This is a genomic window from Thalassospira xiamenensis M-5 = DSM 17429 (genome assembly GCF_000300235.2).
In the GTDB taxonomy this organism is placed as follows: Bacteria; Pseudomonadota; Alphaproteobacteria; order Rhodospirillales; family Thalassospiraceae; genus Thalassospira; species Thalassospira xiamenensis.
On sequence record NZ_CP004388.1, the window covers coordinates 3,370,677 to 3,396,006 of the forward strand.

24 protein-coding genes are annotated in these 25,330 nt (G+C 55.4%); 6 read left to right on the top strand and 18 right to left on the bottom strand.

Going from position 1 to position 25,330, the window contains the following annotated elements; all coding sequences use genetic code 11:
• The first annotated feature begins 51 nt into the window (after positions 1-51).
• Positions 52-1,140: a response regulator gene (locus TH3_RS15685; RefSeq protein WP_007089669.1), complete on the top strand. Its 1,089-nt coding sequence runs from the start codon at positions 52-54 to the stop codon at positions 1,138-1,140.
• Here the strand turns inward: TH3_RS15685 and asnB are convergent.
• Together asnB and TH3_RS15695 are read right to left on the bottom strand one after the other, a co-directional pair.
• Positions 1,101-3,041, bottom strand: coding sequence for an asparagine synthase (glutamine-hydrolyzing) (gene asnB / locus TH3_RS15690; protein ID WP_007089670.1), 1,941 nt, complete (start codon positions 3,039-3,041; stop codon positions 1,101-1,103). The genes TH3_RS15685 and asnB overlap by 40 nt on opposite strands.
• Positions 3,042-3,314: a ribbon-helix-helix domain-containing protein gene (locus TH3_RS15695; protein WP_007089671.1), complete on the bottom strand. Its 273-nt coding sequence runs from the start codon at positions 3,312-3,314 to the stop codon at positions 3,042-3,044.
• 78 nt (positions 3,315-3,392) lie between these two features.
• On the opposite strand from TH3_RS15695, the gene TH3_RS15700 reads away from it, so the two are divergent.
• Positions 3,393-4,169: a phosphodiesterase gene (locus TH3_RS15700; protein WP_007089672.1), complete on the top strand. Its 777-nt coding sequence runs from the start codon at positions 3,393-3,395 to the stop codon at positions 4,167-4,169.
• A gap of 2 nt (positions 4,170-4,171) precedes the next feature.
• On the opposite strand, the gene queG is transcribed toward TH3_RS15700, so the two are convergent.
• From queG to TH3_RS15750, 10 genes are all read right to left on the bottom strand, one after another.
• Positions 4,172-5,326, bottom strand: coding sequence for a tRNA epoxyqueuosine(34) reductase QueG (queG, locus tag TH3_RS15705; RefSeq protein ID WP_007089673.1), 1,155 nt, complete (start codon positions 5,324-5,326; stop codon positions 4,172-4,174).
• 112 nt (positions 5,327-5,438) lie between these two features.
• Positions 5,439-7,883 (bottom strand): TonB-dependent siderophore receptor, encoded by a 2,445-nt coding sequence (locus tag TH3_RS15710; protein WP_167710583.1) that lies wholly within the window; start codon positions 7,881-7,883, stop codon positions 5,439-5,441.
• Between the two features lie 164 nt (positions 7,884-8,047).
• Positions 8,048-9,112: a FecR family protein gene (locus TH3_RS15715; protein WP_007089675.1), complete on the bottom strand. Its 1,065-nt coding sequence runs from the start codon at positions 9,110-9,112 to the stop codon at positions 8,048-8,050.
• 97 nt (positions 9,113-9,209) lie between these two features.
• Positions 9,210-9,734, bottom strand: coding sequence for an RNA polymerase sigma factor (locus TH3_RS15720; protein ID WP_040060039.1), 525 nt, complete (start codon positions 9,732-9,734; stop codon positions 9,210-9,212).
• 201 nt (positions 9,735-9,935) lie between these two features.
• Positions 9,936-10,403 (bottom strand): preQ(1) synthase, encoded by a 468-nt coding sequence (gene queF, locus TH3_RS15725; protein WP_007089677.1) that lies wholly within the window; start codon positions 10,401-10,403, stop codon positions 9,936-9,938.
• Positions 10,404-10,407: 4 nt separating this feature from the next.
• On the bottom strand, positions 10,408-11,550 hold the full coding sequence (tgt, locus tag TH3_RS15730) for a tRNA guanosine(34) transglycosylase Tgt (protein WP_007089678.1): 1,143 nt from the start codon (positions 11,548-11,550) through the stop codon (positions 10,408-10,410).
• Positions 11,550-12,599, bottom strand: a complete 1,050-nt coding sequence (gene queA / locus TH3_RS15735; protein WP_007089679.1) for a tRNA preQ1(34) S-adenosylmethionine ribosyltransferase-isomerase QueA — start codon at positions 12,597-12,599, stop codon at positions 11,550-11,552. Before queA ends, tgt begins: the two co-directional genes overlap by 1 nt.
• 115 nt (positions 12,600-12,714) lie before the next feature.
• Positions 12,715-13,260, bottom strand: coding sequence for a queuosine precursor transporter (locus tag TH3_RS15740; RefSeq protein WP_007089680.1), 546 nt, complete (start codon positions 13,258-13,260; stop codon positions 12,715-12,717).
• 261 nt (positions 13,261-13,521) lie between these two features.
• Positions 13,522-15,051, bottom strand: coding sequence for an inorganic phosphate transporter (locus TH3_RS15745; RefSeq protein WP_007089681.1), 1,530 nt, complete (start codon positions 15,049-15,051; stop codon positions 13,522-13,524).
• Between the two features lie 170 nt (positions 15,052-15,221).
• On the bottom strand, positions 15,222-18,821 hold the full coding sequence (locus tag TH3_RS15750) for an AsmA family protein (protein ID WP_007089682.1): 3,600 nt from the start codon (positions 18,819-18,821) through the stop codon (positions 15,222-15,224).
• A 402-nt stretch (positions 18,822-19,223) separates the two neighbouring features.
• Between TH3_RS15750 and TH3_RS15755 the strand changes: the two genes are divergently transcribed.
• Together TH3_RS15755 and TH3_RS15760 are read left to right on the top strand one after the other, a co-directional pair.
• Entirely contained in the window at positions 19,224-20,060 is an 837-nt protein-coding gene (locus TH3_RS15755; protein WP_007089683.1) for a DUF2189 domain-containing protein, read from the top strand.
• Between the two features lie 180 nt (positions 20,061-20,240).
• Positions 20,241-20,621, top strand: coding sequence for a hypothetical protein (locus tag TH3_RS15760; protein ID WP_007089684.1), 381 nt, complete (start codon positions 20,241-20,243; stop codon positions 20,619-20,621).
• Positions 20,622-20,775: 154 nt separating this feature from the next.
• Here TH3_RS15760 and TH3_RS15765 read toward each other — a convergent pair whose 3' ends face one another.
• A complete protein-coding gene (locus TH3_RS15765; RefSeq protein ID WP_007089685.1) occupies positions 20,776-21,015 on the bottom strand; it encodes a hypothetical protein in 240 nt (79 codons plus the stop codon).
• Positions 21,016-21,174: 159 nt separating this feature from the next.
• On the opposite strand from TH3_RS15765, the gene TH3_RS15770 reads away from it, so the two are divergent.
• On the top strand, positions 21,175-21,909 hold the full coding sequence (locus TH3_RS15770) for a Crp/Fnr family transcriptional regulator (RefSeq protein ID WP_007089686.1): 735 nt from the start codon (positions 21,175-21,177) through the stop codon (positions 21,907-21,909).
• 35 nt (positions 21,910-21,944) lie between these two features.
• Here TH3_RS15770 and TH3_RS15775 read toward each other — a convergent pair whose 3' ends face one another.
• The 4 genes from TH3_RS15775 to TH3_RS23525 all read right to left on the bottom strand — a co-directional run bounded on the left by TH3_RS15775 (position 21,945) and on the right by TH3_RS23525 (position 23,435).
• Positions 21,945-22,163, bottom strand: coding sequence for a hypothetical protein (locus tag TH3_RS15775; protein ID WP_007089687.1), 219 nt, complete (start codon positions 22,161-22,163; stop codon positions 21,945-21,947).
• 131 nt (positions 22,164-22,294) lie between these two features.
• Positions 22,295-22,675 carry a hypothetical protein gene (locus TH3_RS15780; protein WP_007089688.1) on the bottom strand — a complete coding sequence of 127 codons (381 nt, stop codon included), beginning with the start codon at positions 22,673-22,675 and terminating at the stop codon, positions 22,295-22,297.
• 117 nt (positions 22,676-22,792) lie between these two features.
• On the bottom strand, positions 22,793-22,990 hold the full coding sequence (locus tag TH3_RS15785; protein ID WP_007089689.1) for a hypothetical protein: 198 nt from the start codon (positions 22,988-22,990) through the stop codon (positions 22,793-22,795).
• 211 nt (positions 22,991-23,201) lie between these two features.
• On the bottom strand, positions 23,202-23,435 hold the full coding sequence (locus TH3_RS23525; protein WP_040060043.1) for a DUF3309 family protein: 234 nt from the start codon (positions 23,433-23,435) through the stop codon (positions 23,202-23,204).
• A 340-nt stretch (positions 23,436-23,775) separates the two neighbouring features.
• Between TH3_RS23525 and TH3_RS22475 the strand changes: the two genes are divergently transcribed.
• Positions 23,776-24,141: a hypothetical protein gene (locus tag TH3_RS22475; RefSeq protein ID WP_007089690.1), complete on the top strand. Its 366-nt coding sequence runs from the start codon at positions 23,776-23,778 to the stop codon at positions 24,139-24,141.
• Between the two features lie 117 nt (positions 24,142-24,258).
• Here the strand turns inward: TH3_RS22475 and TH3_RS15800 are convergent, their stop codons facing one another.
• Positions 24,259-25,170 carry a DMT family transporter gene (locus TH3_RS15800; protein ID WP_007089691.1) on the bottom strand — a complete coding sequence of 304 codons (912 nt, stop codon included), beginning with the start codon at positions 25,168-25,170 and terminating at the stop codon, positions 24,259-24,261.
• Between the last annotated feature and the right edge of the window lie 160 nt (positions 25,171-25,330).

Consider the following 25,330-nt stretch of genomic DNA (forward strand, 5'->3'; position numbering starts at 1 on the left):
TAAATCTACATTCGCGATGTGGGACTGGGCACCGAATCGATAAGGTGGCCAATGAATAACCAGATCATCGATGCACTGGCACAGACAAGTGCGGGCATCGCTCTTTTTGACAGCAATGAACGGATCATCTATGCGAACCCGGCGTGGGAACAGCTGATTACCGGCGTTGCCGAAGAAGACCTGCTGTTTTCCGAAACGGAACTCGCTGACGGTGGCATGATTTCCGTCTGCTTCGTCAAGCCGCAGGCGGAGCATCCCCACCCGATTGCCCTTCCGGCATCGGCCAATGACAGTAAAATCGGTACCGTGATCATCGCCGATGACAGCGAAAGCAACCGCATGGTCGCGCGCCGCATCCTGCAAGCCGAAGGATACGGCATTGTCGAGGCCACCAACGGGCAGACCGTGCTGAACATGCTGCGTCGCGGGGTGACGGCCGATCTGATCCTGATGGACGTCGAAATGCCCGATATGGACGGATTGCATACGACGCGCCGCATCCGCCACATGCAGGGGCCGGTTGCCCATACCCCCATCATTGCCTTGTCTGCTCACCAGTCGCGCGACTGGAACGTCATTGCGCGTCAGTCCGGGGTTGATGAATTTATCAACAAACCGATCCAGCGCGCCAAGCTGCTTGATACCATCCGCGACCTCATCAGCCGGTCCCCGGAGGGTGCGGCTTCCGCCCCGCGTCTTTCGCCGCCGCCGGTATTGCGATCCAAGGGGGCACGCATCACCCGCCCGGAACGCCTTGATCCGCCTTCAAGCCCGGTGCTTGATATCCGCACCCTCGAACAGCTTTATGCCGACGCCGGGGACGAAGGCGCATCATGCGGTATCGACCTTTTCATCAATGAAACCGAAACCCGTCTGGTCAAAATTGACAACGCGCTGTCAAATGACGACCTCGCAACCGTCCGGGACGAAGTCCATGTGCTCAAAAGCACCTCGGGTACCTTTGGCTTGCGCCAGCTTTCCGATTTGTGCGGGGTCACACAGAATTTCTTTGAAGAAGACGATATCGACGAAGGCCGCATCCTTGCCCTGTCCCGCCAGGTGGTGCAACTGGCACCAACGGCCCTGACCGCGCTTAATCTTTATCGCCGTTCACGCGGCTGGGGGCGTTCCGGCATGTAACCCCCTGTCTTGATGCGTGCTGCAAACAATGCAACATTTTCCACCATTGCTGTGCTGATGTTTGCCGCTCCGATATCCGATTGCCAACACCCCTCCCGCAGTCTCCAGACCAGCATCGCCCAAAGGCTTAACGCCATATCCGGTGCCCTAGCTTGTGTTGCCCTATGCCAGTAATGCCGCCGTTGGCGGTTTGTCACCGGCAGATCGCCAAACAAGACATCAATGATCCGCCCGTCATTTCCCCAAAGCAATGCGCCAAGCTTAACCAACCATTCAGCGATCGGCGGGTTGAAGCCGATTTTGCCTGCACACAGATAACCATCAGGCATCATCGGCGCGATGACCGCCCGCAACAGGACCTTCCCCCCGCCGCGCAGATGCGCCCCTGCCGGAACATGCCCGGCGATTGCCATCACCTCATGGCCAAGCAACGGCACCCGATATTCAAGCCCATACGCCATGCCGCACCGATCCGACATGGCAAGCTGATTGCCCGGCAAGGTGATTTTCCGGTCAAACGCCATCAGCCGGTCGCTCAATTCGCCATTTGGCAAATCCGCGGCCAATGACAATTGCGATGACACTTGCGAAATGCCCGCACGATCATTCCAGAAATGAAACGCATCTTGGGCGCTCCCCTGCCCTCCGCGAACAAACCGTTCTGCCTTGCGCGGCAATGTCCTCGCAAAATTCCCGGCCATCGCGCGCCGAACAACACCGGGTATATGCTGCCAAAAACGGAACATCCGGGCGGCCCGATAGCGCGGATAACCGCCAAACAGCTCATCCCCGCCATCCCCGGCCAGACAGACCGGCACATGCTTTGACACGCCCGCACTCAATGCCTGCATCAGAACAATCGACGGATTGCCAAACGGGGAACCAAAAGCCCGTAAACCATCCTTCAGATGCCCAAAAATTTCCTCAGGCTCCTCCGGTGCCGCAATGACATGCAGCTCCATTCCCAGATGCTTCGCCAACTGCCGGGCCCTTGGCGTTTCGTCCATCGTCGCATCGCGGAACTGCATGACAAAGCCCGGCGGCGGCTTTTGACCGCGTTCACGTGCAACGTCTGATGCCATCGCGGCAATTGCACCGCTATCCATCCCACCGGACAACAGCAGGCCAACATCCCGATCCGCATCCATCGCATCCGCGACCGATTGTCGAATCGCCCCTCGCAGATCGGCCTCTATGTTATCCCCGCGAACTTGATGGCAGGCGGTCGGCTGAATGACCCGACGGTCAAAGGTCCCATCCTGCCAGCAGATCAACTCCCCCGGCCGTAACTGCCGGATATTGGCAAAGCCGGTCGCCGGTGCCGGGACAAACAGATGTGCAAGATAATTTGGAAGAACATCCCGATCCGGCGCAGACGGAACGATGCATCGCAGGGCGGCAATCTCGGACGCGAAAGCCACATTGCCACTGCCGTACCCCGCGAAACAAAGCGGCTTTATCCCGGCGGGATCACGCCCCAGCCAAAGCTGCCGCAAGGCGCAATCCCAAAGCGCAAAGGCATACTGCCCGGAAAGATCGCCAAGCGCTTTGGCAGGATCACCACCATCACGCAGGGCACTACCAAGAACCGTCAGAAACAGTGCCGCATCACTGTCGCTTTCAACAGTGAAACCATCTTGGCGCAAGGACGCAATACGCCGCCGATGCCCGGCAATATAACCGTTAAACGCCAGAACAAACCGGCCATCGGGTGAAATCAGGGGCTGATTTGCCGCAGCCCCCGGATCGGTCGTGATCAGCCGACGCACGCCAAGCGTTACCGCACCCGCGGGATCAGACCAGCACCCTTCACCATCCGGTCCCCGATGGACAAGTGCATTCAGTGCTGCGTGAACACGTGGTTGCTCCCCGCTGGCTGTCGCCCCTGCCAGTCCACACATTTATTGATCTTCCGGTGCTTCTTCGTGACCCGATGGCATATCAGGGTCACGATCCCGCCCCAACCGCCCCTGCAAATCCGCCAGCACATATAACCGCAAGGCGCTTGAAAGGTTGCCGTCGCGGCCTTCATCAACCTCGGCCACCAGTTCGGCAATTGCCATGTCGCGCCGTGTTGCGATGCCCTGAAGTTCGGACCAGAATGCATCTTCAAGCGAGAAACTCGTCCGGTGTCCGGCAATTGTCACAGATCTTTTGCGAACGTCGCTGCTCATCGGCCTGTATATCTTCCCAATCCTCGGCAACTCGATCATCATGCCGGTGGCGTCACCCGATCATGATAAGGCATCCCTATGAAATTCATACATCTTTCCGACACGCATCTGCTGGCCCGTGATGATCTTTCGCGCCCACCACATGCGGGTGATACGCTGCGTGCCGTCATTGCCGAAATCAATGAATATCATGCCGATGCAACGATCTGCGTGATTACCGGCGACATCACCCATCATGGCCGCCCCGAACAATATGACCACGCGGTCGAACTGTTCGCGACCCTTGCCATGCCGTTTATCATGATCCCGGGCAATCACGATATCCGCGAACCGATGCTCGCCGCCTTCCCCGATACGCCGCGCGATGAAAACGGCTTTATCAATCATGGACAGACAATCGGCGGCATCCGCTTTGTGATGCTTGATACCATCGTGCCTGATGCCCATCACGGCACATTGTGCGACGCCCGGCTTGACTGGCTGAAACACGAACTGGCAGAGCACCAAAACCTGCCGACCTTCCTGTTCATGCATCACCCGCCGCTTGATATGGGCCTGCCGTTCCTTGACTCGATCCGGATGGATGCAGACGTCGAACTGGCCGTCATCGTCAAAGACCATCCGCAGATCAGGCATATCTTCCTTGGCCACCTGCACCGTCCCTGCAACGGCATCTGGCAGGGTATTCCGTTCAATGTCGGTGGCAGCAGCCAGAAGGGCGAGCCTCTCGACATGCGCCATGAAAAGGAAGAAGAACTGGTTGAACGCGCCCCGTTAAAGCCGATGTTCGGCATCGTACTGACCGATCCGTCGGGCAATGTGCGCTATCATTATGAAACAGTGCCGTTCGACTAGGATCACGGCGCGGGGCGCGCCCATTCCGCCAGCACCACCGGATCACTTTCCATGCGTTCATGACGGGATCGCAGGGCGTCAAACGCCTTGCCATCCATCAATTGCGACAGCGCCCAGACCGCCGATCCGCGCACAAGCGGGCTTTCGTCGGTCAAAAGGCTTTCGACACGCGGCACAAGATTGACCGCCCCGCTATTGCCCACCGCCGTCAGGACATTGCGCAAAAACTTCGCCCGCCCGATCCGCTTGATCGGCGATCCGGTAAAGAAACTGCGAAATGTCTCGTCATCCAGATCAAGGAAATCGGCAAGCCTTGGCGCGGTCAGTTCGGCGCGCGGGATAAAGGCCATTTCCTGTGTCCGGCTGGCAAACTTGTTCCACGGGCATACCGCCAGACAATCGTCACAGCCATAAATCCGGTTACCCATGGCGCGTCGAAACTGGGGCGGGATCAAGCCATCATGCTCGATCGTCAGATACGAAATGCATTTGCGCGCATCAAGTTTATAGGGCCCCGGAAACGCATCGGTCGGACAGGCCGAAAGGCATTTGGCGCACGACCCGCAATGATCGATTTCCGGCGCCGCCAGATCAAATTCAAGCGTCGTGAAAACCTCGCCCAGAAACAGCCAGCTGCCATAGTCGCGGGACACAAGATTGGTATGCTTCCCCTGCCAACCAATCCCGGCGGCCTGCCCCAACGGCTTTTCCAGCACCGGGGCGGTATCGACAAATACCTTGACCTGTTCGCCGCCTACCCCCGATTTTTGCGCCTGTTCCATCATCCAGCGCGCAAGCTGTTTGAGGCGTTTCTTGATCAGGTCATGGTAATCGCGGTTTCTGGCATAGACCGAAATCATCGCCCGGTCGGGATGGTCCAGAAGGGTTAGCGGATTTTCCGCAGGGCCATAGTTGGAACCCAGAACAATGACGGATTTGACTTCCGGCCACAGCATTTTCGGATCGCGACGGCGCGGCAGCCGTTCCGGGTCATTCATCCAGTCCATGGTGCCATATTCGGCAGCGGCGACAAATTCATCGAGCCGCGCCTGATTGCGTTCGTCAATCTGCGGGCGCGCCACGCCACAGACATCAAAGCCGATTTCACGGGCTTTGGCCTGAAGGCTTTCAAGGGTTATCGCAGCACCAACCGTCATGGCAAAACATCTGGGTCGTTTTCTCTCTCTGTGCTGCCTTATATAGGTTTGTCGCCGAAACGCAAAAGGCCGCAGCACATGGCTGCGGCCTATGGTCTCGAAAATGCGTAATTTACCAGTTATATGTCAGGTTCGCGATAACACGGCGTCCTTCGCCTGCATAGCAACGATATTGCGTACAATTGGTCAGATAGTTCTCGTCGAGCAGGTTGGTGGCATTCACCCCCAACAACCAGTTGTCGTTCAGGCGATAATTGACTACCGCATCAATCAATGTCCTCGGACGGGTCTGATAGTCGTTTGCCGTGTCACCATAATAAGTACCGGTGAAACGGACGCCGGAACCAACTGCCAATCCGTCAAACACACCATGATTGAACGTATACTTGGCCCAGGCCGAAGCAATATGCGTCGGTGCGAAAGGCACATCATTGCCCCGATCACCCGTTTCACTTTTGGTGATTTCGGTATCGGTATAGGCATAGGAGGCCGTCACATCAATCGCCTCGGTAAGGGATGCCTTTGCCTCAAGCTCGATACCGCGCGACCGGACTTCTTCCGACTGCCTGTATGCAATCGCACCATAGTCATAGGTAACCGCGTTTGATTTATCCAACTGGAAGACCGCAGCACTGAACAGGGCATCAAAGCCAACCGGCTTGTATTTTACGCCAGCTTCGTACTGGTCGGACTCTTCGGGGTCAAACGTCCGGCCATTGGCATCAACATTGTTGTTCATGTTAAAGCCCTGCGCGTAACTGACATAGGGAACAATCCCGTTATCGAACTCGTAACTCAGCGCAAGATGCGTGGTAAATGCATCTTCGGTGTTCTCGGTCGTTTCACCGGTCTGGTTATATTCCATCTCGCGCGTGAAGTTGGAGTATCGTCCGCCAAGGGTAAACAGCCAATTGTCGGCAATCCGCATCTGGTCCTGAGCATAAAGACCGATCTCGGTATTGGTCTGGTCAAAATCATACTGGCTTTGATAAGTGCCGGTGAAACCCGTCGTACCAGCATAAACCGGGTTTGTGATATTCAGGCTGGAAACAGTGTAATCTTCGCCGCCATAGCGGAAATTATTCTGCTCATATTCGCCGTCGATCCCCATCAGGACGGTATGATCAATATTATCGGTCCCGAAGTCAGCCTGAAGCTGGTTATCAAGAACGACCCCGCGCACTTCGTTGTCGGTATAGTTCACATAACGATCAATATTGTTGCCTGAACGCTGCCAGCCAAAGACACTTCCCGCTTCGACATCCAGACTGCTATAGCGCGTCTTTTGACGGAACTGCCAGACATCATTGATCCGGTGATCAAGTTCAACCGCCGCCGTGAATTGTTCGTTATCATAGAATTCATATCCCGGTTCGCCCGGCATAAAGCCAACATTGTTGCCTTTGGCATCAACAAACGCATAGTTCCCGCCACGATTATCAAGCGTATAATCCGTCAGGATCGTCACTTTGGTATCGCCATTCGGGGCATATGTGAATGACGGCGCGATATAGATGCGGTCCTTGTCGACCTCATCCCCGTTGGCAAGGTCGTACTCATAATTGCCCTGGCTTGCCAAACCGACAAGACGGAACAGAACCGTTTCGTCCTCAACAACAGCTCCACCAATATCAAACGCACCCGATACATGGTTCCAGTCACCATATTGAAGGCGCACTTCCTGCTTCTGATCGGCATTCGGGCGTTTGGTCACACTATCGACAATACCGCCAATATTGGCTTGCCCATAAAGTGTATTGCTTGAACCTTTAAGGACGTTCACCCGTTCAAGGCCGTATTCTTCGGCAACATAAAGCGCCTGATTTCCGCCGGTTACCCGTAAACCATCACGAAACTCGCCGTTTTCATAATTCTCAAATCCGCGCATGAAAAAACTGTCGTAACCGCGCGGGTCCTTGCCGTAGGCCTCGCCGAAAACACCAACCGAATAACGTGCGGCTTCAAACAGTGTTGCAGCACCGCGATCTTCCATTTCTTCGCGCGATACAACTGACACCATTTGAGGAACTTCAACGATTGGCGTGTCAGTTTTGGTTGCTGTCATTGACCGGGTCGCCACATAGCCGTCCACCGGGCCATCTGCGGTTTCGGTAACCGCATTGGCTTCGACCCGCACCGGATCAAGCACCGTTTCACCACTGGCGGCAATCTGTTCAATCGTGACCGTGTTATCCTCGGTAAAGCGCCAGGTGTAGCCCGTCCCGTTCAGAAGCTGGCCCAGCGCCTGATCAACCGTCATTTCCCCCTGAATGGCGGATGCCTGAACACCGGAAATTCCGCCGGACGGAAAGAACAGACGCACACCGGCCTGATCGGCAAGGCTGGTCAGCGCCCGGTCAAGGTCCTGTGCCGGGATGTTGAAATCAATCACGCTCGCCTGTGCGATTTCGGCATTGTCGCGCGACGCGGCAATATCGGCCGCCGTCGCACAAAACGGTGCGATGGCAACAACGCCGGAAATCACCGTGGTTACCGCAAGACGGCGTTTCCAGCCCATCAGCATCATCCGCCGGGCCACACAAACGTTTGTATTCATTCCATAAGCCTTTTCGTCAGAAATCCCGATGCGAATGAAATTAAGAACCGAAATCATTCGCTGTTATTTCTGAGACGAAACCGGCTAACGTGATTTGCAGTAAAAAATTCAAAAAATTTTCAGATCGGGAAAAAGCCCGGAACCCGTGGCCTTCGCCAGAAGGATCAATAGATGATCGTGAGCAACGGCAACCGGGTAACGCGTGCGGATGTCGTTTGCGCGATAGAGGCAAAAACCGCATCAAGGTCAGTCGTTTCGAACACACCCGTAACCTTAAGGTCGCGCAACGTATCGCGCGCCACAACGATCCTGCCCGGCTGGTAGCGTTGCAGTTCCGCCATCACATCCGAAAGCGTCCGCTGATTGAAAATCAGCTTACCGCGCTGCCAACTGCCATAGGCCGCAAGATCGGCATCCGTAATCTTTCTCAATCCACCATCGGTGTCATAATGCGCCTGCTGCCCGACGGTGATCCGCACCGGCTCACTGTCGCCACGGGTCACTTCCACAATGCCTTCGCGCACGGTGACATTCGCCCCACCGTCCTCAAGCCGCACCCCGTAAACCGTGCCAACCGCGCGCGCCGCCCCGCCATTGGCGGAAACAATAAACGGATGATCGGCATCCTTCGCCACGTCAAAAATCACTTCGCCCGCTTCAAGGCGGATTTCGCGACGTGGGCCGGAAAAATCAACGGAAAAGGCCGATGCGGTATTCATATGCGCGACCGACCCATCGGCAAGCATCACCGCCCGCTGCTGCCCGATGGCCGTGCTGTAATCCGATGTCCAGCGCGCAATCGGCCCGGTTGCTTCCAACCCGCCAAAGATCGCCAGCATCAAGGCGCAAATCATCGTCCCCGCAATGGCAAGGCGTCCGGGCCGGAGCCAAACTGCCCGGTGTCGTGCCGGTTGCAGCCTAGGTTGTCTGCGGGGCGCTGCAGCCCCCGGCGCGGGGGATCGGAAACTGCCGATCTCGTGCCGGATATCGGGATTTTCCTGCCATTGCTGCGCGGCTTCGGTTTGACCGACGGCGGCAAAAAGGCTTCGGGCCTCGGCGGCGGCACGGGCGTGATCGGGGCTTTGCGCGCACCAGTCGGCAAAGGCCGCATGATCGCGCGCCGTGGCATCGCCTGATTGCAGCATCACCAGCCATTCAATCGCCTGATCGCCAAGATCGGCGGTCAATGGCCTGCTGGCTGGTTGCTGATCCGATAACCCGGTCTTCAAAACCCGATACCCCGAAAATGGTCCCGCACGGCCACCAATGCATGGCCCATATTGTTAAGACGTTTGGGCATGGGCAAATCTACAATGATTTTTGCCATTATTTTTCGCCCTCGCGCAGAAGCTCGTCACGGCAATGTTGCAGGGCGCGCACAATATATTTCGCGACCATGCTGTTCGATACGCCAAGACGCACGGCAATTTCACTGTGTGACAACCCGTCGACCCGAAACATCAGCAACGCCATACGTGGTTTTTCTGGCAGCTTTTCCAATGCTTTATCAAGCAGTAAAATCTGTTCGCGATCCAGCACGATGTTTTCCGGGCCGGGTTTGGGATCGTGGATCGCGTTGGTATCCTCGCCCATATCTTGATGGGCGGTAATGCGTTTTTCACGCCTGATCCCGTCAATCGCAAGGTTCCCGGCCACCCGATAGATATAGGCACGCGGATTGTCGATCACGTCGCCCTGATCGGGGGCATCGGCAAGCCGCACATAGGTATCCTGCACCACATCGGCTGCGCGTTCATGGTCCCCGCCCAGCTTTCGGGTCAGAAACCGGAAAAGCTGTTCGTAATTTTCCTGAAAGCTTGCGATCAGAACCGATGCGCTGTTGCGCGCCATGGCCTTGCCCAAACATATCGTTGCCAAGTGTCGCAGGTCATCCTGCCCGCCCGTCTATTAGCAAGAACCAAACCCTAAAACAATGAGAATAATTCGCATTGTTAACAACTATACTTACCGGTAATGCCCAAAACAAAAAGGCTGCCGCCGGTTTCCCGACAGCAGCCTTTGATTTTGCATCAATTCCAGCAGACCTGGCTACTAGCCACGCCCGCGATAGGGCGCAACACCCTGATCGGGTATCCACACCCCTTCAGGGGCCGGGCCGGTCTGATAAAACACGTCAATCGGAATGCCGCCGCGCGGATACCAGTAGCCACCAATGCGCAGCCATTTCGGATCAATCATATCGGCAATCCGTTTGCCGACCTTGACCGTGCAATCCTCGTGGAACGAGCCATGATTGCGAAACGACGTCAAGAATAGCTTCAGCGACTTGCTTTCGACAAGCCAGTCACCCGGCACATAGTCAATCACCAGATGGGCGAAATCAGGCTGACCGGTGATCGGGCAAAGCGATGTGAATTCCGGTGCAACAAACCGCACACAGTAATCGGTTCCCGCCTGCGGGTTCTGCACCCGTTCAAGAACCGCTTCATCCGGGCTGGCGGGCTGTTCGGTGGCCTCGCCCAGCATGGTCAGGTTGTCGTAAATGGTTTGATCAGCCATTTGATTAATCCTCGATGATCGGCACGGGATCAATATCCCCGCCTTCCTGGCCTGCATAAAAATCACGGGCGAACTGTTCCATGCGGCCCGCGGCAATGGCCTCGCGCATGCCACGCATCAGATCCTGATAATAGGCAAGGTTATGCCAGGTCAGCAGAACCGCCCCCAAAATCTCGCCCGCCTTGATCAGGTGATGCAGATATGCACGCGAATATTTCGTGCAGGCCGGACAATTGCACTGATCATCCAGCGGACGGTCATCATCGCGATGACGCCCGTTTTTAAGGTTCAGCGTGCCGCGATGGGTAAAGGCCTGCGCATTGCGGCCCGACCGGGTCGGCAAAACGCAATCAAACTGGTCAATCCCGCGCATCACCGCGCCCACAAGGTCCGATGGCTTGCCAACCCCCATAAGGTAACGCGGCTTGTTGGCGGGCAGCATATCGACACAGAAATCAAGCGTATCAAACATGATCTGCTGGCCTTCGCCAACAGCAAGACCGCCGACCGAATGGCCCGGCAAATCAAGCTCGGCCAGTTTTTCGGAACTTTCGCGCCGCAGATTTTCAAAAACGCTGCCCTGCTGAATGCCATAAAGCGCATAGCCTTCGCGCTCGACAAACGCATCCTTGGACCGCTTGGCCCAGCGCATCGACATGCGCATGGACTCTGCGGCCTGCTGTTCGGTCGCCGGGAACGGGGTGCATTCGTCAAACGCCATGGTAATCGTCGATCCCAGCAGATGCTGGATTTCCATCGAACGTTCCGGCGACAGGGCAAATTTGCGCCCGTCGATATGGCTTTTGAACGTAACACCGTCTTCGGTAATCTTGCGCAGCTTGGATAACGACATCACCTGATAGCCGCCGCTATCGGTCAGGATCGGCTTGTCCCAATTCATGAATTTGTGCAAACCGCCAAGGCGTGCAATGCGTTCCGCACCGGGGCGCAGCATCAGGTGATAGGTGTTGCCAAGCAAGATCTGCGCGCCGGTATCGGCGACATTTTCCGGCAACATGCCCTTGACCGTGGCGGCCGTGCCAACCGGCATGAAGGCCGGGGTATCGATCACGCCGTGGGCGGTATGAATGCGGCCCAGACGGGCCTTGCCGTCGGTCGCCAGAAGTTCATAACGGAATTCAGTCATCAGCTTTTTTCAATCTTACTGGCGCATTCAAGCAGGCTGCAATCGCCATAGGAATAGAAACGGTATCTGTTTTCAATCGCGTGGCCATAGGCCGCCTTCATGCGCTCAAACCCGGCAAAGGCCGATACCAGCATGAAAAGTGTTGATCGCGGCAGATGGAAATTGGTCAGCAGCATATCCACCGCCCGGAACCTGTATCCCGGCGTGATAAAGATGTCGGTCTCGTTCTCGAACGGTTCAACCACCCCGTCCTCGCGCGCTGCACTTTCAAGCAACCGAAGCGAAGTCGTCCCCACCGCAACAACCCGCCCGCCCTTGGCGCGCGTTTCATTGATCAGGCTGGCGATTTCGGGCGATATGCTGCCCCATTCGGCGTGCATTTTGTGGTCTTCGGTATCATCCACCTTGACCGGCAAAAACGTGCCCGCCCCGACATGAAGCGTGATCGTGCGCCGCGCAATGCCGCGCGCATCAATCGCTGCCAGCAATTCCGGGGTAAAATGCAAACCCGCCGTCGGGGCTGCCACCGCGCCGTCATGCTGGGCGAAAATCGTCTGATAATCCGATCTGTCCTGATCATCCCCACCCTTGTCGCGCCGGATATAGGGTGGCAACGGCATCACGCCATATTTTTCAAGGGCGGCAATCAGATCAGCCCCGGCAACATTAAAGCGCAGCAACACCTCGCCGCCGTCTTTCTTTTCCATGACCTCGGCTTCGAAATCATCGGCGACCTTGAAGGTTTCCCCAACGCGCAGCTTCTTGGCCGGTTTGGCAAAGGCGCGCCATTGCGCAAGACCTTCCTGCTTGTGCAGGGTCACTTCAATGCCCGCATCCCCGCGCTTGCCAAACAGGCGCGCCGGGATCACGCGGGTATCATTGGAAATCAGAAGATCACCGGGCCGCAGGATTTCGGGCAATTCACGCACGATGCGGTCATGCGTCTTCCCGCCCGTCAGATCAAGCATGCGGGCACTGTCACGCGGGTTGGCCGGATGTTCGGCAATGCACTCACGCGGCAGATCGAAATCGAACAGATCGACTTTCATCAGAAAAACAAAACCTGCAATTATCAGAAAAAATCAGAGGGGCGCTTTATATCGCCCCCCTATGCAAAACCTCAAGGCATCGCGTCGGAATATCAGCCCTGCATCAACCCCGCTATCAGCCTTGGGCAGGGGCTGCTTTCATACGCGGGGTCACCACCGTCATCAGCAAACGGAACGGTGCCAGACAGGTCAGCGCCATGATGATCTTGGCGCTGAAATCGCCCATCGCCCATGTATGCCACGGAAGCCCGGTACCGACAAAAGCGATGGAAAAGAACAAGGCCGTATCCACCGCCGACCCGATCCCCGATGAGATCAGCGGGGCTTTCCACCAGGTCGCACGGCGCAGCCTGTCAAACACCGTCACATCAAGCATCTGCGCAATCAGAAACGCCGTGCCCGATGCAATCGCAATACGCGTATCGGCAACGATCAACGACAGAACAACCGCAATCGCAAACCCGGCCAGCACGACAAGGCGTGCCGCCGCTGCCCCGCGTGCGCGGTTGGTCAGGTCCGTCACCAGAAACGCCACCGGATAGGTAAACGCCCCATAAGTCAGCCAGTCGGCCAAAACGCCCGGCAGCGGATATTCAACCAGAATGTTCGATGCAACAACCGTCACGGCCATTGCCAGAACGCCAATAATGATGGCTTTCATCGTTTTTCCTTAACCAAAATCCTGACCAAAAGCAGAACGCACGCATAGGAAATCTCGCGGCCCACTTTGATTGGGCGACGATTCGGCACGGGTTTGATTCAAATTATGGTTGGGGTAATTACGCTTGGAGACCCCAGGCGTCAAGGAAAAACGGCGGTCAGACAAAGCCTGACCGCCGCTGCAGATCGCCACAAGCTGCTCCGGGGAAAAGGAGGAGCACCGTGCCGCGAAACGTCAATTCTGCGCCTAATTCCGACGGAATTAAAGCATGATCCCGCGAATGGTGAAAAACAGCAACGCGCCAAGGAACGCCCCGGCCGGAACCGTGATCACCCACGCGGTCGCAATCGTCACCGCATACCGACGCCGCACCAGCAACCGCTTGCGCAGTTTCTTCTCGGCCTTTTCGGCCTGTGCCGGGTCAAGCTGACGCAGGGCTTCGATATGCTGTTTCTGTTCGTCACTTTCCTGTTCCGCACCGACCAGCATCGGCGCACTATCCATCCGGCGACGATGGCTTAGCGTTTCACGCAGGAACCCGACCCCAAACACCGCACCAACCGCAATATGGGTCGAACTGACCGGAAGACCCAGCGCGGATGCCACAATCACCGTCAAAGCCGCCGACAGCGCCACGGTATAGGCCCGGATCGGATCAAGCTTGGTGATTTTCGATCCGACCGTCTTGATCAGTTTCGGCCCGAACAGGATCAGACCGGCAGAAATACCAATCGCCCCGATCACCATCACCCAGATCGGGATCGGGGCCGATGTCACGATCTCGCCGCTATCAACACCCGAAACGATGGCGGCCAACGGTCCAATGGCATTCGCCACATCATTTGATCCATGCGCGAATGACAGAAGGGCTGCGGACACGACCAGCGGAATGCGAAACAGCGATGCGATTTCCTTGCGCCGCCCGGTCATGTTACGCGACGCATGCAGCACGGCCTTGCGGGTCGGCAACAGGGTGACGAAAAAGGCTGCGATACCGATAACAATGACCTGCCACGTATCAGCAGCCCAGATCTTTTTGATCCCCTTCATCATCAGATACATGGTGAAGGCCGATACCATCACACCGACCAAAATCGGCACCCATTTGCGGGCCGCTTCGACGCAATTTTCGGTATACAGAATCTTGAACTTGATAAAGGCAAGGAACGCGGCTGCGATCACGCCACCCAGAACCGGCGAAATCACCCAGCTTGCGGCAATCGTGCCCATAGTCGGCCAATTGACCGCGCCAATGCCGACGGCTGCCATACCCGCCCCCATCACACCGCCAACGATGGAATGGGTGGTCGATACCGGCGCGCCCAGCCATGTGGCAAGGTTAAGCCAAAGGGCGGCTGCCAGAAGGGCCGCCATCATCGCCCAGACAAAGGTCTGTGCATCGGGCATCTGGGTCGGGTCGATAATGCCGTTCTTGATCGTGCCAACAACATCGCCACCGGCGATAATCGCCCCGGCTGCTTCAAACACGGCTGCAATCAAAAGGGCGCCAACCATGGTCAGCGCCTTTGAACCAACCGCCGGACCAACATTGTTGGCCACGTCATTGGCACCGATATTCAGTGCCATGTAACCGCCGATCACCGCAGCGGCGATCAGGAACCCACTTTGCGGCAGGCCGCCCATGTGAAAGGCGACAAAGGCGCTGCACGCCAAAAGAAAGACAAGCGCAAGTCCGAGCTTCGCACTCAGGGAGGCAGTCTCTCCGGCACCCGCATCCATGCGGCGCTGCCATTTGAGATCCTTATCCAGAGCGGTTTTCTTTGCGACCATGATCAACCGTTACTTAAAAAGGGAATCGACGCGCGGATCATGTCGAAGCAAACCCGGTTTGTTAAGGTTTTTTTGCCTTTTTATGACAGCCATGTCCCGACCGCATCCCGCCAATAGCAAAACGGCCCCGCAATGCAGGGCCGTTTTACGTTTGGAACAGTTGTGAAAAGTTATCGACCGAACTGGTTCAGAAGCCCTTTCAGAACATCCTTGGCCGCATCCTTGGCGGCATCCTTGCCCGAACTTCCCGATCCGCTATCGGATGAACCACTCCCGCCCAGTGCCTTATCAAGGATATTATCCAGAACCTTGATCGCGACCTTGTCCATGCGCCCGGTAATCGCCGGGTTGCTGATATTGCCCTTGGCGTAAACGCTAAATGGCGGTAATTCTTCGATTTTCTCGGAAAAATCGAAATCGGCCTGCGTATCCATCTGCCATTTCGGCAGATCAAGGGTCGCATCGGCATCCGCCGTCCCCACACGCGATGTCGCTTCGACACGGGTGGTTTTGGCAATCCCGTTGGTGATGGCAATGTCGGCCTCAAGGGTCTGAACCAGATCGTTGTTACCGACCCCTTCAACCACCATCGCCTGCGGGCCCTGCTGCAACAATGCCTGAATGTTCAGCTTCGGATCAGCAGACCGTTTATCGGCATTGCTGAACCGGACATTATTCAGAACAAGGTTCGCCGTACCATTCAACGCACTGACCAGCTTGCGCGATGTATTGCCCGATGCGGTGACATCAAACTTCGTCGCCGCCCCGCCGATCACCGTGTCATTGGCAACCCGGATCGGGGTCAGCTTTTCGATATCCGCCCCGTCAAGATTACCTTTAAGCGCCAGTTTCGGCGTATCGGAATTGCGCGCATCAAACGTGCCATCAATCGACAAATTCCCATCGCCCAGAAGGCCGGTGAATTTCTGAATGGTCAGAAGCCCGGTCACGAGTGTCGCCTTCAAATCCGGCTTCACAAGGCTGTAGGTATCGAAATCAAGCTGATCAAATGCGACCGTGATATCGGCATCAATCGACCGCAGGGCCGATACATCAATCACCGTATCATCCCACGGCGTGCCGTCACGGGCATCAACAGTCGTAACCTTCATCGTGGTCGGCATATTGAAAGCCGCCCGGCGCGCACCGCTACCGCCTTCGGGCATCAGTCCGGCCCGTTTTGCCGCGGGCACGAACGGATCAACATTCAATACCCCGCCCGAAAGGGCCACGGCCAGTTTCGGCTGCGCCCCGGTGGCGTCGAAATCAACGTCACCCCTGGTTTCAAACGGACCGATACCGAACTTCGCGATATCAAGCGCGATATTCTTGGCATTGCCCTTGACCGTACTGTCCAGAACCAGACGCCCCAGATTGCCCGACGGCTCATAGGTCGGTGCCAGCAACGGCAACACACGGTTCAGGCTTGATGCCTGCATCGCAAGTTTGCCATCAATGCCCGGTGTCGCCCCAAACAGGTCGCTCAGCACCCCGTTCAATGCCACCTGCATCAACGGGTTGGATACATCAAGATCAAGGTTCGGGCCGGTCACCGGGCCATTCAGCCCGATATTGGCCTGAATGCTTTTATATTCGCTGGCCGGTGCCGGAAGCGTCATACCGGTCAGCTTCGCCAACGGCGCCAGCGTTTTGGCCGTGACTTTAAGCTTGATCCCCTCGAATGCCGGAACAGCCACATCGCCACGGAACACACCGCTGGCACTGGCCGAAAGCCCGGCCGCATCGGCCACTGCAAAATTGTTCAGCGTGATCTGCGAACCGCTCAGGCTGCCATCAATCGAAATGCCCTTGATCGACACACCCGATGAAATGATTTCATCAGCCGCCAACCGATAATTGGCCGCAACACCATCAAGCGGTGCCAGCGCATCCTTGATCATCCTGACCATGGCATCACCGCCCGCCGCGGGTCCCGACGACGGGGCCGCATCCGAACCGTTCGCTGCCGTGCCGGAATCCGTTGTTGCGGAATCGTTGCCCGCTGGGCTTGCCGCATCGCCATTTCCGGCGGCTGGTGCTGCCGAAACATACTGATCCAGATTGATACGATCGAGCTTAAGACCAATACCAAGTGCCGGAAGCCCCTCGCCGCTCAGATTGGCGACGATGGCACCGCGAATGGCCGTATCGTCAATCCGCATATCCAGATCGGAAATATCAAGCTTGTCAGGTGTCCCCTTGACCCCGCCCGTCAACGAGAAACGACGCAACCGGTCCGCCCGGATGCCATCAACATCCACCCCAAGCCAGCGCGCCACCGCACGAATGTTTTCCGATGCCATCTCATAGGAAAGGGCCGCACTCGGCTTCGGACCTTCGCCCGAAATGCTGCCAAACACCGAGAAATCCGTCCCCCCTGGCAAACCGGCGGAAACTTCGTTCAATGTGATCTTGCTGTTGGCAATCGCGGCATTGATCCGCGCATTATGCACCGGCGTCTGGTTATAGATCAGGGTTTCAACTTCGAAATCAATCGATGCCGTCAGATCAGCCGGGATCATCGGACCATTGGCCGCACCCGATGTCTTATCCCCCTGCGACGGAATGGATTGCCCACCAGCATCGCCCGCCGATCCATTTTCCGGGGTCGCCATGCCGCTGTCACCCGTGCTGCCCGCACCTGTATCCGGATTGGCACCATCGCCCATATGCGTCAGCACAAGGATTGAATCAAGATCAAGCTGATTGAAACGCAGCGCCACATCGGCCCGCATTTTCGGGTCCTGATCAATCGCAATTGCCCCCGATCCACGGGTTTCACCAAACCGGATCGACAGATCATTAACCGTCACAGATTTGGCATTGGCGGCAACCTGCCCGCCCAGATTGAACGGCTTGGCGGCGATATCGGGGATGTCGGCACCGTCACCGGCAATCCGAAGGGCCGCTTCGCGCAGATCATCGAACTTGCCGTCAATCTGGCCGTTAAAGCCCGGATATTCCGCCGAAAGATCAACCTGACCGCTTAAATTGATACCGCCATCGACCTTGTCGATGCCAATCTGCATGCCGACCGGGAACGGGCCGGTCTGGCTGATTTCGCCGACATTGAAATTAAACGTCAGCGGAATCCCGCGATAGAAAACATATCCCTCGCCCTTTGCCGGACCATTCAGGCTGTCGGCCGAAACGCCAAGGGTCAGCCCCTCGATCCGCTCCGTGCTGCCGGGTGTGTGATAAAGGATTGTCGCATTTTCGATTTCCAGACGATCAATCTGGATCGTGCTGGCAAAATCGGATGATCCGGCGTCGCTTCCGCCCGATTGTGCATCGGGTGCCGCCTGTTCACCATTCGGTGCCGGGGAGGCGGATGGCGGTGTCGTGATCGTGCCGGCATCCGGCCCGCTTGGTGCGGCCTGTGCCGGATCAAACACCAGATTGTTGCTGCCGTCTTCAAATGTCTCGATGGAAATCACCGGATCAATCAGGCTGATCTCGGTCACCTGCACATTGCCGGTCAGAAGCGGCATCAGGGCGACAGAAACCCGGACTTCCTTGACCGACACCATGTCGGGGTCCTGCGCACCGGGCAGATTGCCAAGCGTCACCTGCTCGACCGACAATGCCGGGAACGGCAGAACGGACATCGAAAGATCGCCGCGAATTTCAAGATCGCGACCGGTTGCTTCACGCACTGCCTGGGTGATCTGTGGCTTGTAACCGTTCCAGTCAATCAGGGAAGGAATGACCAACAGGGCAGCGATGATCACAACCAGAATGGCGCCAATCACGGCAAGGATCTTTTTCAACAGTCCGGCTCCGCTTTTTGCTCGGCACCGCTGAAACAGACATGTTTGCGCGGTGCGATGTTGTATTTATCTCAGTAGCATATGGCTCGTACCGCTCGTCGCAACAGAAAATGGCAATAAGTTGGTTGATGATACCATTTCCGCACGTTTTCGGTACGCGCATTTCCCTTTTACCGGTTCACCTATGAATTTGTGAGCAAGACCAGCGGTAATCAAGCATCCCCTATGGAAAACTGCCCCCGCATCCTCATATGAAAAACCTGTGCTATTGAACACAGCCGATACTGGCAATTGTTTTGCGAAGTGATACTATAAACAAAAAAGAACACACCATCAGGGCGTTGAGCCTGTGTATCAGCCACCTTGATCAATTCTGATCAACAGGGTGCAGGGAGGATGCAGATGTCCGAAACCACAATCGAACAACCAACAGGTTCCATCGGCGGGCTTCCGCAAGGCATTGCCATCCGCGATGTCACAAGTGACCAGTCCGGCAAATGGCTTGAAGCAGGCTGGCGCGATTTCAAACGTACCCCGGCCATCGGTCTTGCCTATGGCGGGCTTTGCGTCATTGCCGGTTATCTTATTTTACTAAGCCTCTTTCAATCGGGTCAGCCCTATCTGACCCTGCCGCTGGGTGCCGGTTTCATGCTTCTGGCACCGGTGATTGCCGTTGGCCTTTATGAAACCAGCCGCCGCCTTGAAATGGGTGAAAATGTCACCCTGTGGCACAGCCTGAATGGTTTCCGGCGCAATCCGGGTCAGCTTGGCGCGATTGGCGTCGTCCTGATGCTGTTCTTTCTGGCCTGGACGCGTATTGCCATGCTGTTATTTGCGCTGTTTTACAATGGCTCGGTCCCGTCGCTTGATGTGCTGGTATGGGAAACCTTCTTCTCGCGCGATGCCATCACCTTCCTGATTACCGGCACCATCCTTGGCGGCGTGCTGGCGATGATGGTGTTTGCCATTACGGTCGTCTCGATCCCGCTTCTGGTGGATCGTGATATCGATGTGATCACCGCCCTGATCATAAGTGTTGCGGCGTTTCGCAAAAACTGGCGGGTGCTGACCGGGTGGGCGGCCATGATTGCGGTCATGGCGGCGTGTGGCATGGTGGTCTTCCTGCTGGGTCTTGCGGTCATGATGCCGCTTCTGGGCTATTCAAGCTGGCATGCCTATCGCGGCCTGATCGACACTGAAAAGGCCGAAGCCCGACGCCTGCGGCGTGTGGTACCATAACACCCGCCAAATAGCATTTCACATCGGCGCAAGGATGCCTGAAACCAGCCTTGCGCCTTTGTTTTTGCCAAAAGAAACCCGGCAAAACTAACCCGTGTTAGCCAACCCGGATGCCCCATGTGCTAAACCCTTCGATAGCTTGGCGGAAGTTCCGTCGAGCCTTGTTTAAGGCACACGCGCATGACACAGAAAACTGTCGAAGCCGACAAAACGGCCACCTCAATTCCCGCGCCCCTTCTCGAAGTTTTTAACGGACCGCTTGCATCGACGGTTAAAAACAATTCCGAAGCCATCGCCAATAGCATGCAGGTCGTTCCTGCAAAGCTTGGGGAATTTGTCGCAGGCCGGATCAAGGCCAATGTACAGCTTTACCAGACGTGTCAGGAATGCACGGATTGGTCGGACCTGATGGATGCGCAGCAAACCTGGCTAAAAGACACCAATGCCGCATTCGCCGATCAGACCAATACCATCATCGCAATGACCCAGTCCCTTTTTGGCCAGATCGAGGTCCCCAAAGGCACCCCGGAAACAAAAGTTTCCGATAAAGCGCACAAATAAGATCTGACAACATTGACGACCTTCAATGTCACAGACATCGAAACGCATCACGAAAAAGGGCGGGATTTTGCGCGATGCAGAATCTCCGCCCCTTCATGTCGGGATATTGAATATTTCCGCCTGAAAAGCATTTGCCGAAAACCGTTACGCCCGACTAAGCGGGATGCCGTACCGAATTGCCACCTTTGATGATTGCTTTGATCAGATCATGAACGGCCTGATGATGGCCGTCCACTTCCACCCCGGGTTCGCCGGTGACATGCGCGCTGGCCGCATCTTCAAGAATACCGATAACATCCTTGTCCGTCATAAGGCCCATATCTCCCAGACAAAGCAAGAGAGACTCGCAAATCGAAAGGGCAGCAGCACCTTGAACGCTGTATTGATCATCCATTTTATTTATCCTTTAAATAATCTTGAATTTATCGCATCTATCTTGCGAAATATGACCAAAAGATTTATCATCATGTTTCACAACTAGCGTAAACACAGATCAGGATTTTGAAAATATTGGCATAATAATTTTTATTATTTTGTCATGAAAGAAAAACACATGATTTCGTCTACAAAATTTGTTGTTAAAAAGCTGAAATCTTTCATCGATCTGACCGATAATGAAATTTCTACATTTTCTTCGCTACCACACAGATTGATCACACTTTCCGCCGGGCGCGAAATTGTTCACGAAGGACAGCGGGCACACAATGCCTTTATCCTGCTTGATGGCTGGGTCGCGTCTTACAAACTGCTGCCCGATGGCACGCGCCAGATCATCGATTTTCAAATTCCTGGCGACTTCCTCGGCCTGCGCAGCCTGTTGCTGCGGACCTCGGATCACAGCTTCGAAGCGATAACCGAAATCACAATCGCTGAAATATCAGCCCAGAACATGATATCCACCTTCGCGAAATCCCCCCGTCTGGCAAGCGCCATTCTCTGGGCGGCGTCGCGTGATGAGGCAATGGTTGTCGAACATCTGGTAAATATCGGCCGACGGTCCGCGATTGTGCGCACGGCCCACTTCCTGCTGGAACTGGGGACCAGATTGAATCTGATCGGGGTCGGCACCCCAAACAGCTACCCCTGCCCGCTGTCACAATACCTTCTGGCCGATGCCTTGGGCCTAAGCGCGATCCATATCAATCGTGTACTGCGCCAATTGCGCGAACAGGATCTGATGACCTTCCAAAAGGGGATCGTGCATTTCAACAATCTTGAAAAGCTGATCGCCCTTGCCGATTTTCAGGTCGGCTACCTTGATCAGGACGAGCCCATCATCCGGCATTGATCCGGCCATACCGGGCATCGATCACCCCCGTACGATCAAAAAACCTTGCCTGCCATCCACGCATCGACATCCTTTGTCGCCTGCTCTTCGGACAGGCTGGCGCGGACTTTGATCATATTGCAAAACTGCCCCTTGGTCCGGATCGTCGAAAGATCATAATGCGTCAGGAATTTCCAATGCTTCTGCGCATCCCTGAGGTAACCCTTTTTGCGGGTCACGGCTTCGGCTGTTTCTCCACCCTGGAAACCAAACATTTACACTCTCCTGTTTGTGATATTATTGAATTTCAAAATGAAATGGATTATCCAAATCAACCGGGCAAACCGGGCGATATCGCCCGGCCCGTTGATCAGATCAAAATGCCTTGGTCGCAGATATCGGGATGTCAGCGAATAACCATCGCAAAGGGTGATCTGGCAGATGAAACCCGGCTTGCACGATGTATTTCGCCCACCAAATGCAATTCCTGTTCGGAAATATCGGCATCAAGAAGGGCCAGTTCTTCTTCCGCGATCTCGTCCATCACCAACGCAAGATCAAGTTCTTCAAGACTGACCAGGATCGAAAGCCGCGCCGCATCGGAAGTCGGCGTCCCATTGATATGCAAAAGCGACAGGACCGGCTGATAGGTGACAAAACTATCGCCCTCCGCCAGCTCTTCGTATGTCTCTACACAATATGTACCGGCTGGCAGATTTCGTGTACGGCCTGTCAAATTGAACGGATGCTTGAAACGGTAAACATTGCTGATCGTGCGGACACTCATGGAAGCCTCCTGTGTACTCAGGTGAAATCCTGCTGTTGCGTCATGGCCTGTTTGAAAAAAACCACCCCGACGAAACCGCCGGGATGGAAGATGTCAATAGGGGTAGGACATCAAAGTTCAGTTCAAAGCTTTGGTCGCTGCGTCGAGCGATTTGATACATTCAGGATCGTTTTTGGCCTTTTGGGCCGTTTCGGCAGCCTGATAATGCTTCAACGCCGCTTCTTTTTTCGGACCGGAAGGTGCCTTGTCCCAGGCAGCCTTGACAGTCTTCATTTTCTCGGCAGCGGACTGCCCTGAACTCTGTTGTTCTTTCATAGCCATTGACCTTAAGTCTTGATTTCATGAGGGCAATATAGGGGGACTTGTCTTGAGCATCGGGGGTCCGACTGTGGGCGACAAGTATTGCCCTGAAAAAACCGAATTTGAATAACTGAACATTCAGCATTCATGATGACTTTTAACCGAAATTTCAAAGCACAGAACTAACCTGTGTTTGCTTAGGCCAAAATTTTATATCGCCATTACATTAGAAAAACACCTGAACATCATTTGTGAATGAAACACCAATGATGACAACAATCAATACAAGCATGATCGAACAGGGAAAATAGCCCCACCTGCGGCTAAAAGACCAGATTGGCATGGTCACGACAAATATCGATCCCAAAATCATCAGTATCAGGAATGTAAGCGACATGATGCCCTCGTTCAATCGAGTGGCCGCGAAGATAAAGAACCTATCCAAACGGAAAAAATTCATTCTTTCATGATTATACAAATTTGAAACCCGTGCACTGATCTGTGTTTATTTATCCATCAAAAAACAAAAATAGAACATTCGATAAAATAACCGGATCAGCGTACAATAATATTCAAAACAAAATGAAACATCTTCGAACAGGATACTTCACATATCCACGGCACAATCAGAATTTCCGCTTGAAGGCTGTCCGTTCAGCACACCGGTTCCCTTGCCAAAAAAAGAACCGGACGAAGGATATCCGCTGCGCTCGTAAAATGATTTTGCCCTCCCCGCCGAATGTCCCGCGCACCATCGGACAGGGTCATTGCCGGGGCCACCGCAAATGGAGCCTCATGCCATGACGACCATCAGAACAATCCAGAAAACATACGCCTTCCACCATCCTTTCCACCTGAAAGGCTTCGATCACAGTTTCCCGGCTGGCTCGTACAATGTTGAAACCGAAGAAGAAATGCTCGAAGGGCTGTCTTTCGTTTCCTACAAACGAACCGGAACCACGCTGCATATGATCCGCACGGCAACCACCATCATTGAACCCAAAATATTCAATATCGACCCGCGCGATTTCGACCTTGCCGTGCTTCGTGATCGCCATCAATGTGCCGAGGAAACCGAATTGTCAGACCCGCCATCGATGATGTCGCGCGTCGACAAACTGGCAATTGAAAGAGGCGAAAACGAAGGCATGACGCCCCGTAAATAGGGACACAACGGCACGATCCGCCCCACCGCCAGATACCCCGAAATACAAACCACCGCCCGGCGATACGGGCGGTGGTTTTCTTTGCTCAAGGGCGCGCTCAAAGCAGGCATCGAGACCCTAACTGGTTGCCGATGCCCGACGATCCGATGGGCGTGCCGGCCGGACAAGGAACGTCCCCGCCACCACACAAGCCAGTGTCACGATCAGTTCCGGCCGCAATGTTTCCCCCAGAAGCAACGTGCCCCCCGCAAGACTGGTCAGGGCCATGACATAGCCGATCTGGCTGAGGAATACCGGGCCTGCCACACGCTGCAATTCGAAATGGCAGATATACATCATGCTGGCGACCGCCATCTGAACCCCAATGATCAGCCACGCCATTCCATTGCCGAAATCGGGCACATGCAACTGGTCCCGTCCGGTTTCGAACCCAAGGCACAGGATCGCACTGGCCATCATCATCCCCGACGCCAGCGTCAGCGGCGACGCCCCCGCGGGCCATGCCACGGTCCGGTAAACATTGCCAACCGCCAGACTGACCGGGATCAGGGCCGCCACCAGCAGGTAAACCAGAAGGGTGCTATCGGGTGCACTGATCTGCGGCACATACAAAAACAGCACACCGCAAAAACCGACCATCAACCCCATCAGGCGCTTGAATTGCGCGGTTTCAATCCCGATCCCCATCGAAATCAGGTATGTCATCAGCGGCGGCAGGGCGGTAAACACACCGGCCATCGATGCCCCGATATAGGGCACCATGAAATAACCAAGCCCCATCGGGATCGCGAGACTGACCAGACCGGCGACAAAATAATACCGGATATATCCGGCCCGCAACGGCGGCAAACCACCCCGCCCGACCGACAATATCGCCAGTATCAACCCGGCACCAAGGCACTGCCAGAACAGATAGGAAAGGGCGGGAATGCCTTCCTGTGCCGCAACCTTTGACAGCAGGATCGAACTGCCGCCCATCGTTCCGGAACCAATCAGCAATAAAACAGGTTTGAGCCAGGTGGCGCTCATGGTCGTGATCCTTCTTCGGGCCTGCGCGGATATGTGGGGCGCGCAGGCAATTTCAATTTTGGTGAAACTAACACAACATTACCAGTCGATCTTGCCGCTATTTGATCGTAGTTTATTTCCAGTATGGAAATTATAGGGTTGTTTGACCGGAATACGGGGA

What these genes read in the sequence shown, in the direction of transcription:
- TH3_RS15685 (WP_007089669.1), top strand. Translation starts at nt 52, where the DNA reads ATGAATAACCAGATCATCGATGCACTGGCACAGACAAGTGCGGGCATC.
- asnB (WP_007089670.1), bottom strand. Translation starts at nt 3,041, where the DNA reads ATGTGTGGACTGGCAGGGGCGACAGCCAGCGGGGAGCAACCACGTGTT.
- TH3_RS15695 (WP_007089671.1), bottom strand. Translation starts at nt 3,314, where the DNA reads ATGAGCAGCGACGTTCGCAAAAGATCTGTGACAATTGCCGGACACCGG.
- TH3_RS15700 (WP_007089672.1), top strand. Translation starts at nt 3,393, where the DNA reads ATGAAATTCATACATCTTTCCGACACGCATCTGCTGGCCCGTGATGAT.
- queG (WP_007089673.1), bottom strand. Translation starts at nt 5,326, where the DNA reads ATGACGGTTGGTGCTGCGATAACCCTTGAAAGCCTTCAGGCCAAAGCC.
- TH3_RS15710 (WP_167710583.1), bottom strand. Translation starts at nt 7,883, where the DNA reads ATGAATACAAACGTTTGTGTGGCCCGGCGGATGATGCTGATGGGCTGG.
- TH3_RS15720 (WP_040060039.1), bottom strand. Translation starts at nt 9,734, where the DNA reads ATGGCGCGCAACAGCGCATCGGTTCTGATCGCAAGCTTTCAGGAAAAT.
- queF (WP_007089677.1), bottom strand. Translation starts at nt 10,403, where the DNA reads ATGGCTGATCAAACCATTTACGACAACCTGACCATGCTGGGCGAGGCC.
- tgt (WP_007089678.1), bottom strand. Translation starts at nt 11,550, where the DNA reads ATGACTGAATTCCGTTATGAACTTCTGGCGACCGACGGCAAGGCCCGT.
- queA (WP_007089679.1), bottom strand. Translation starts at nt 12,599, where the DNA reads ATGAAAGTCGATCTGTTCGATTTCGATCTGCCGCGTGAGTGCATTGCC.
- TH3_RS15740 (WP_007089680.1), bottom strand. Translation starts at nt 13,260, where the DNA reads ATGAAAGCCATCATTATTGGCGTTCTGGCAATGGCCGTGACGGTTGTT.
- TH3_RS15745 (WP_007089681.1), bottom strand. Translation starts at nt 15,051, where the DNA reads ATGGTCGCAAAGAAAACCGCTCTGGATAAGGATCTCAAATGGCAGCGC.
- TH3_RS15755 (WP_007089683.1), top strand. Translation starts at nt 19,224, where the DNA reads ATGTCCGAAACCACAATCGAACAACCAACAGGTTCCATCGGCGGGCTT.
- TH3_RS15760 (WP_007089684.1), top strand. Translation starts at nt 20,241, where the DNA reads ATGACACAGAAAACTGTCGAAGCCGACAAAACGGCCACCTCAATTCCC.
- TH3_RS15765 (WP_007089685.1), bottom strand. Translation starts at nt 21,015, where the DNA reads ATGGATGATCAATACAGCGTTCAAGGTGCTGCTGCCCTTTCGATTTGC.
- TH3_RS15770 (WP_007089686.1), top strand. Translation starts at nt 21,175, where the DNA reads ATGATTTCGTCTACAAAATTTGTTGTTAAAAAGCTGAAATCTTTCATC.
- TH3_RS15775 (WP_007089687.1), bottom strand. Translation starts at nt 22,163, where the DNA reads ATGTTTGGTTTCCAGGGTGGAGAAACAGCCGAAGCCGTGACCCGCAAA.
- TH3_RS15780 (WP_007089688.1), bottom strand. Translation starts at nt 22,675, where the DNA reads ATGAGTGTCCGCACGATCAGCAATGTTTACCGTTTCAAGCATCCGTTC.
- TH3_RS15785 (WP_007089689.1), bottom strand. Translation starts at nt 22,990, where the DNA reads ATGAAAGAACAACAGAGTTCAGGGCAGTCCGCTGCCGAGAAAATGAAG.
- TH3_RS23525 (WP_040060043.1), bottom strand. Translation starts at nt 23,435, where the DNA reads ATGAATTTTTTCCGTTTGGATAGGTTCTTTATCTTCGCGGCCACTCGA.
- TH3_RS22475 (WP_007089690.1), top strand. Translation starts at nt 23,776, where the DNA reads ATGACGACCATCAGAACAATCCAGAAAACATACGCCTTCCACCATCCT.
- TH3_RS15800 (WP_007089691.1), bottom strand. Translation starts at nt 25,170, where the DNA reads ATGAGCGCCACCTGGCTCAAACCTGTTTTATTGCTGATTGGTTCCGGA.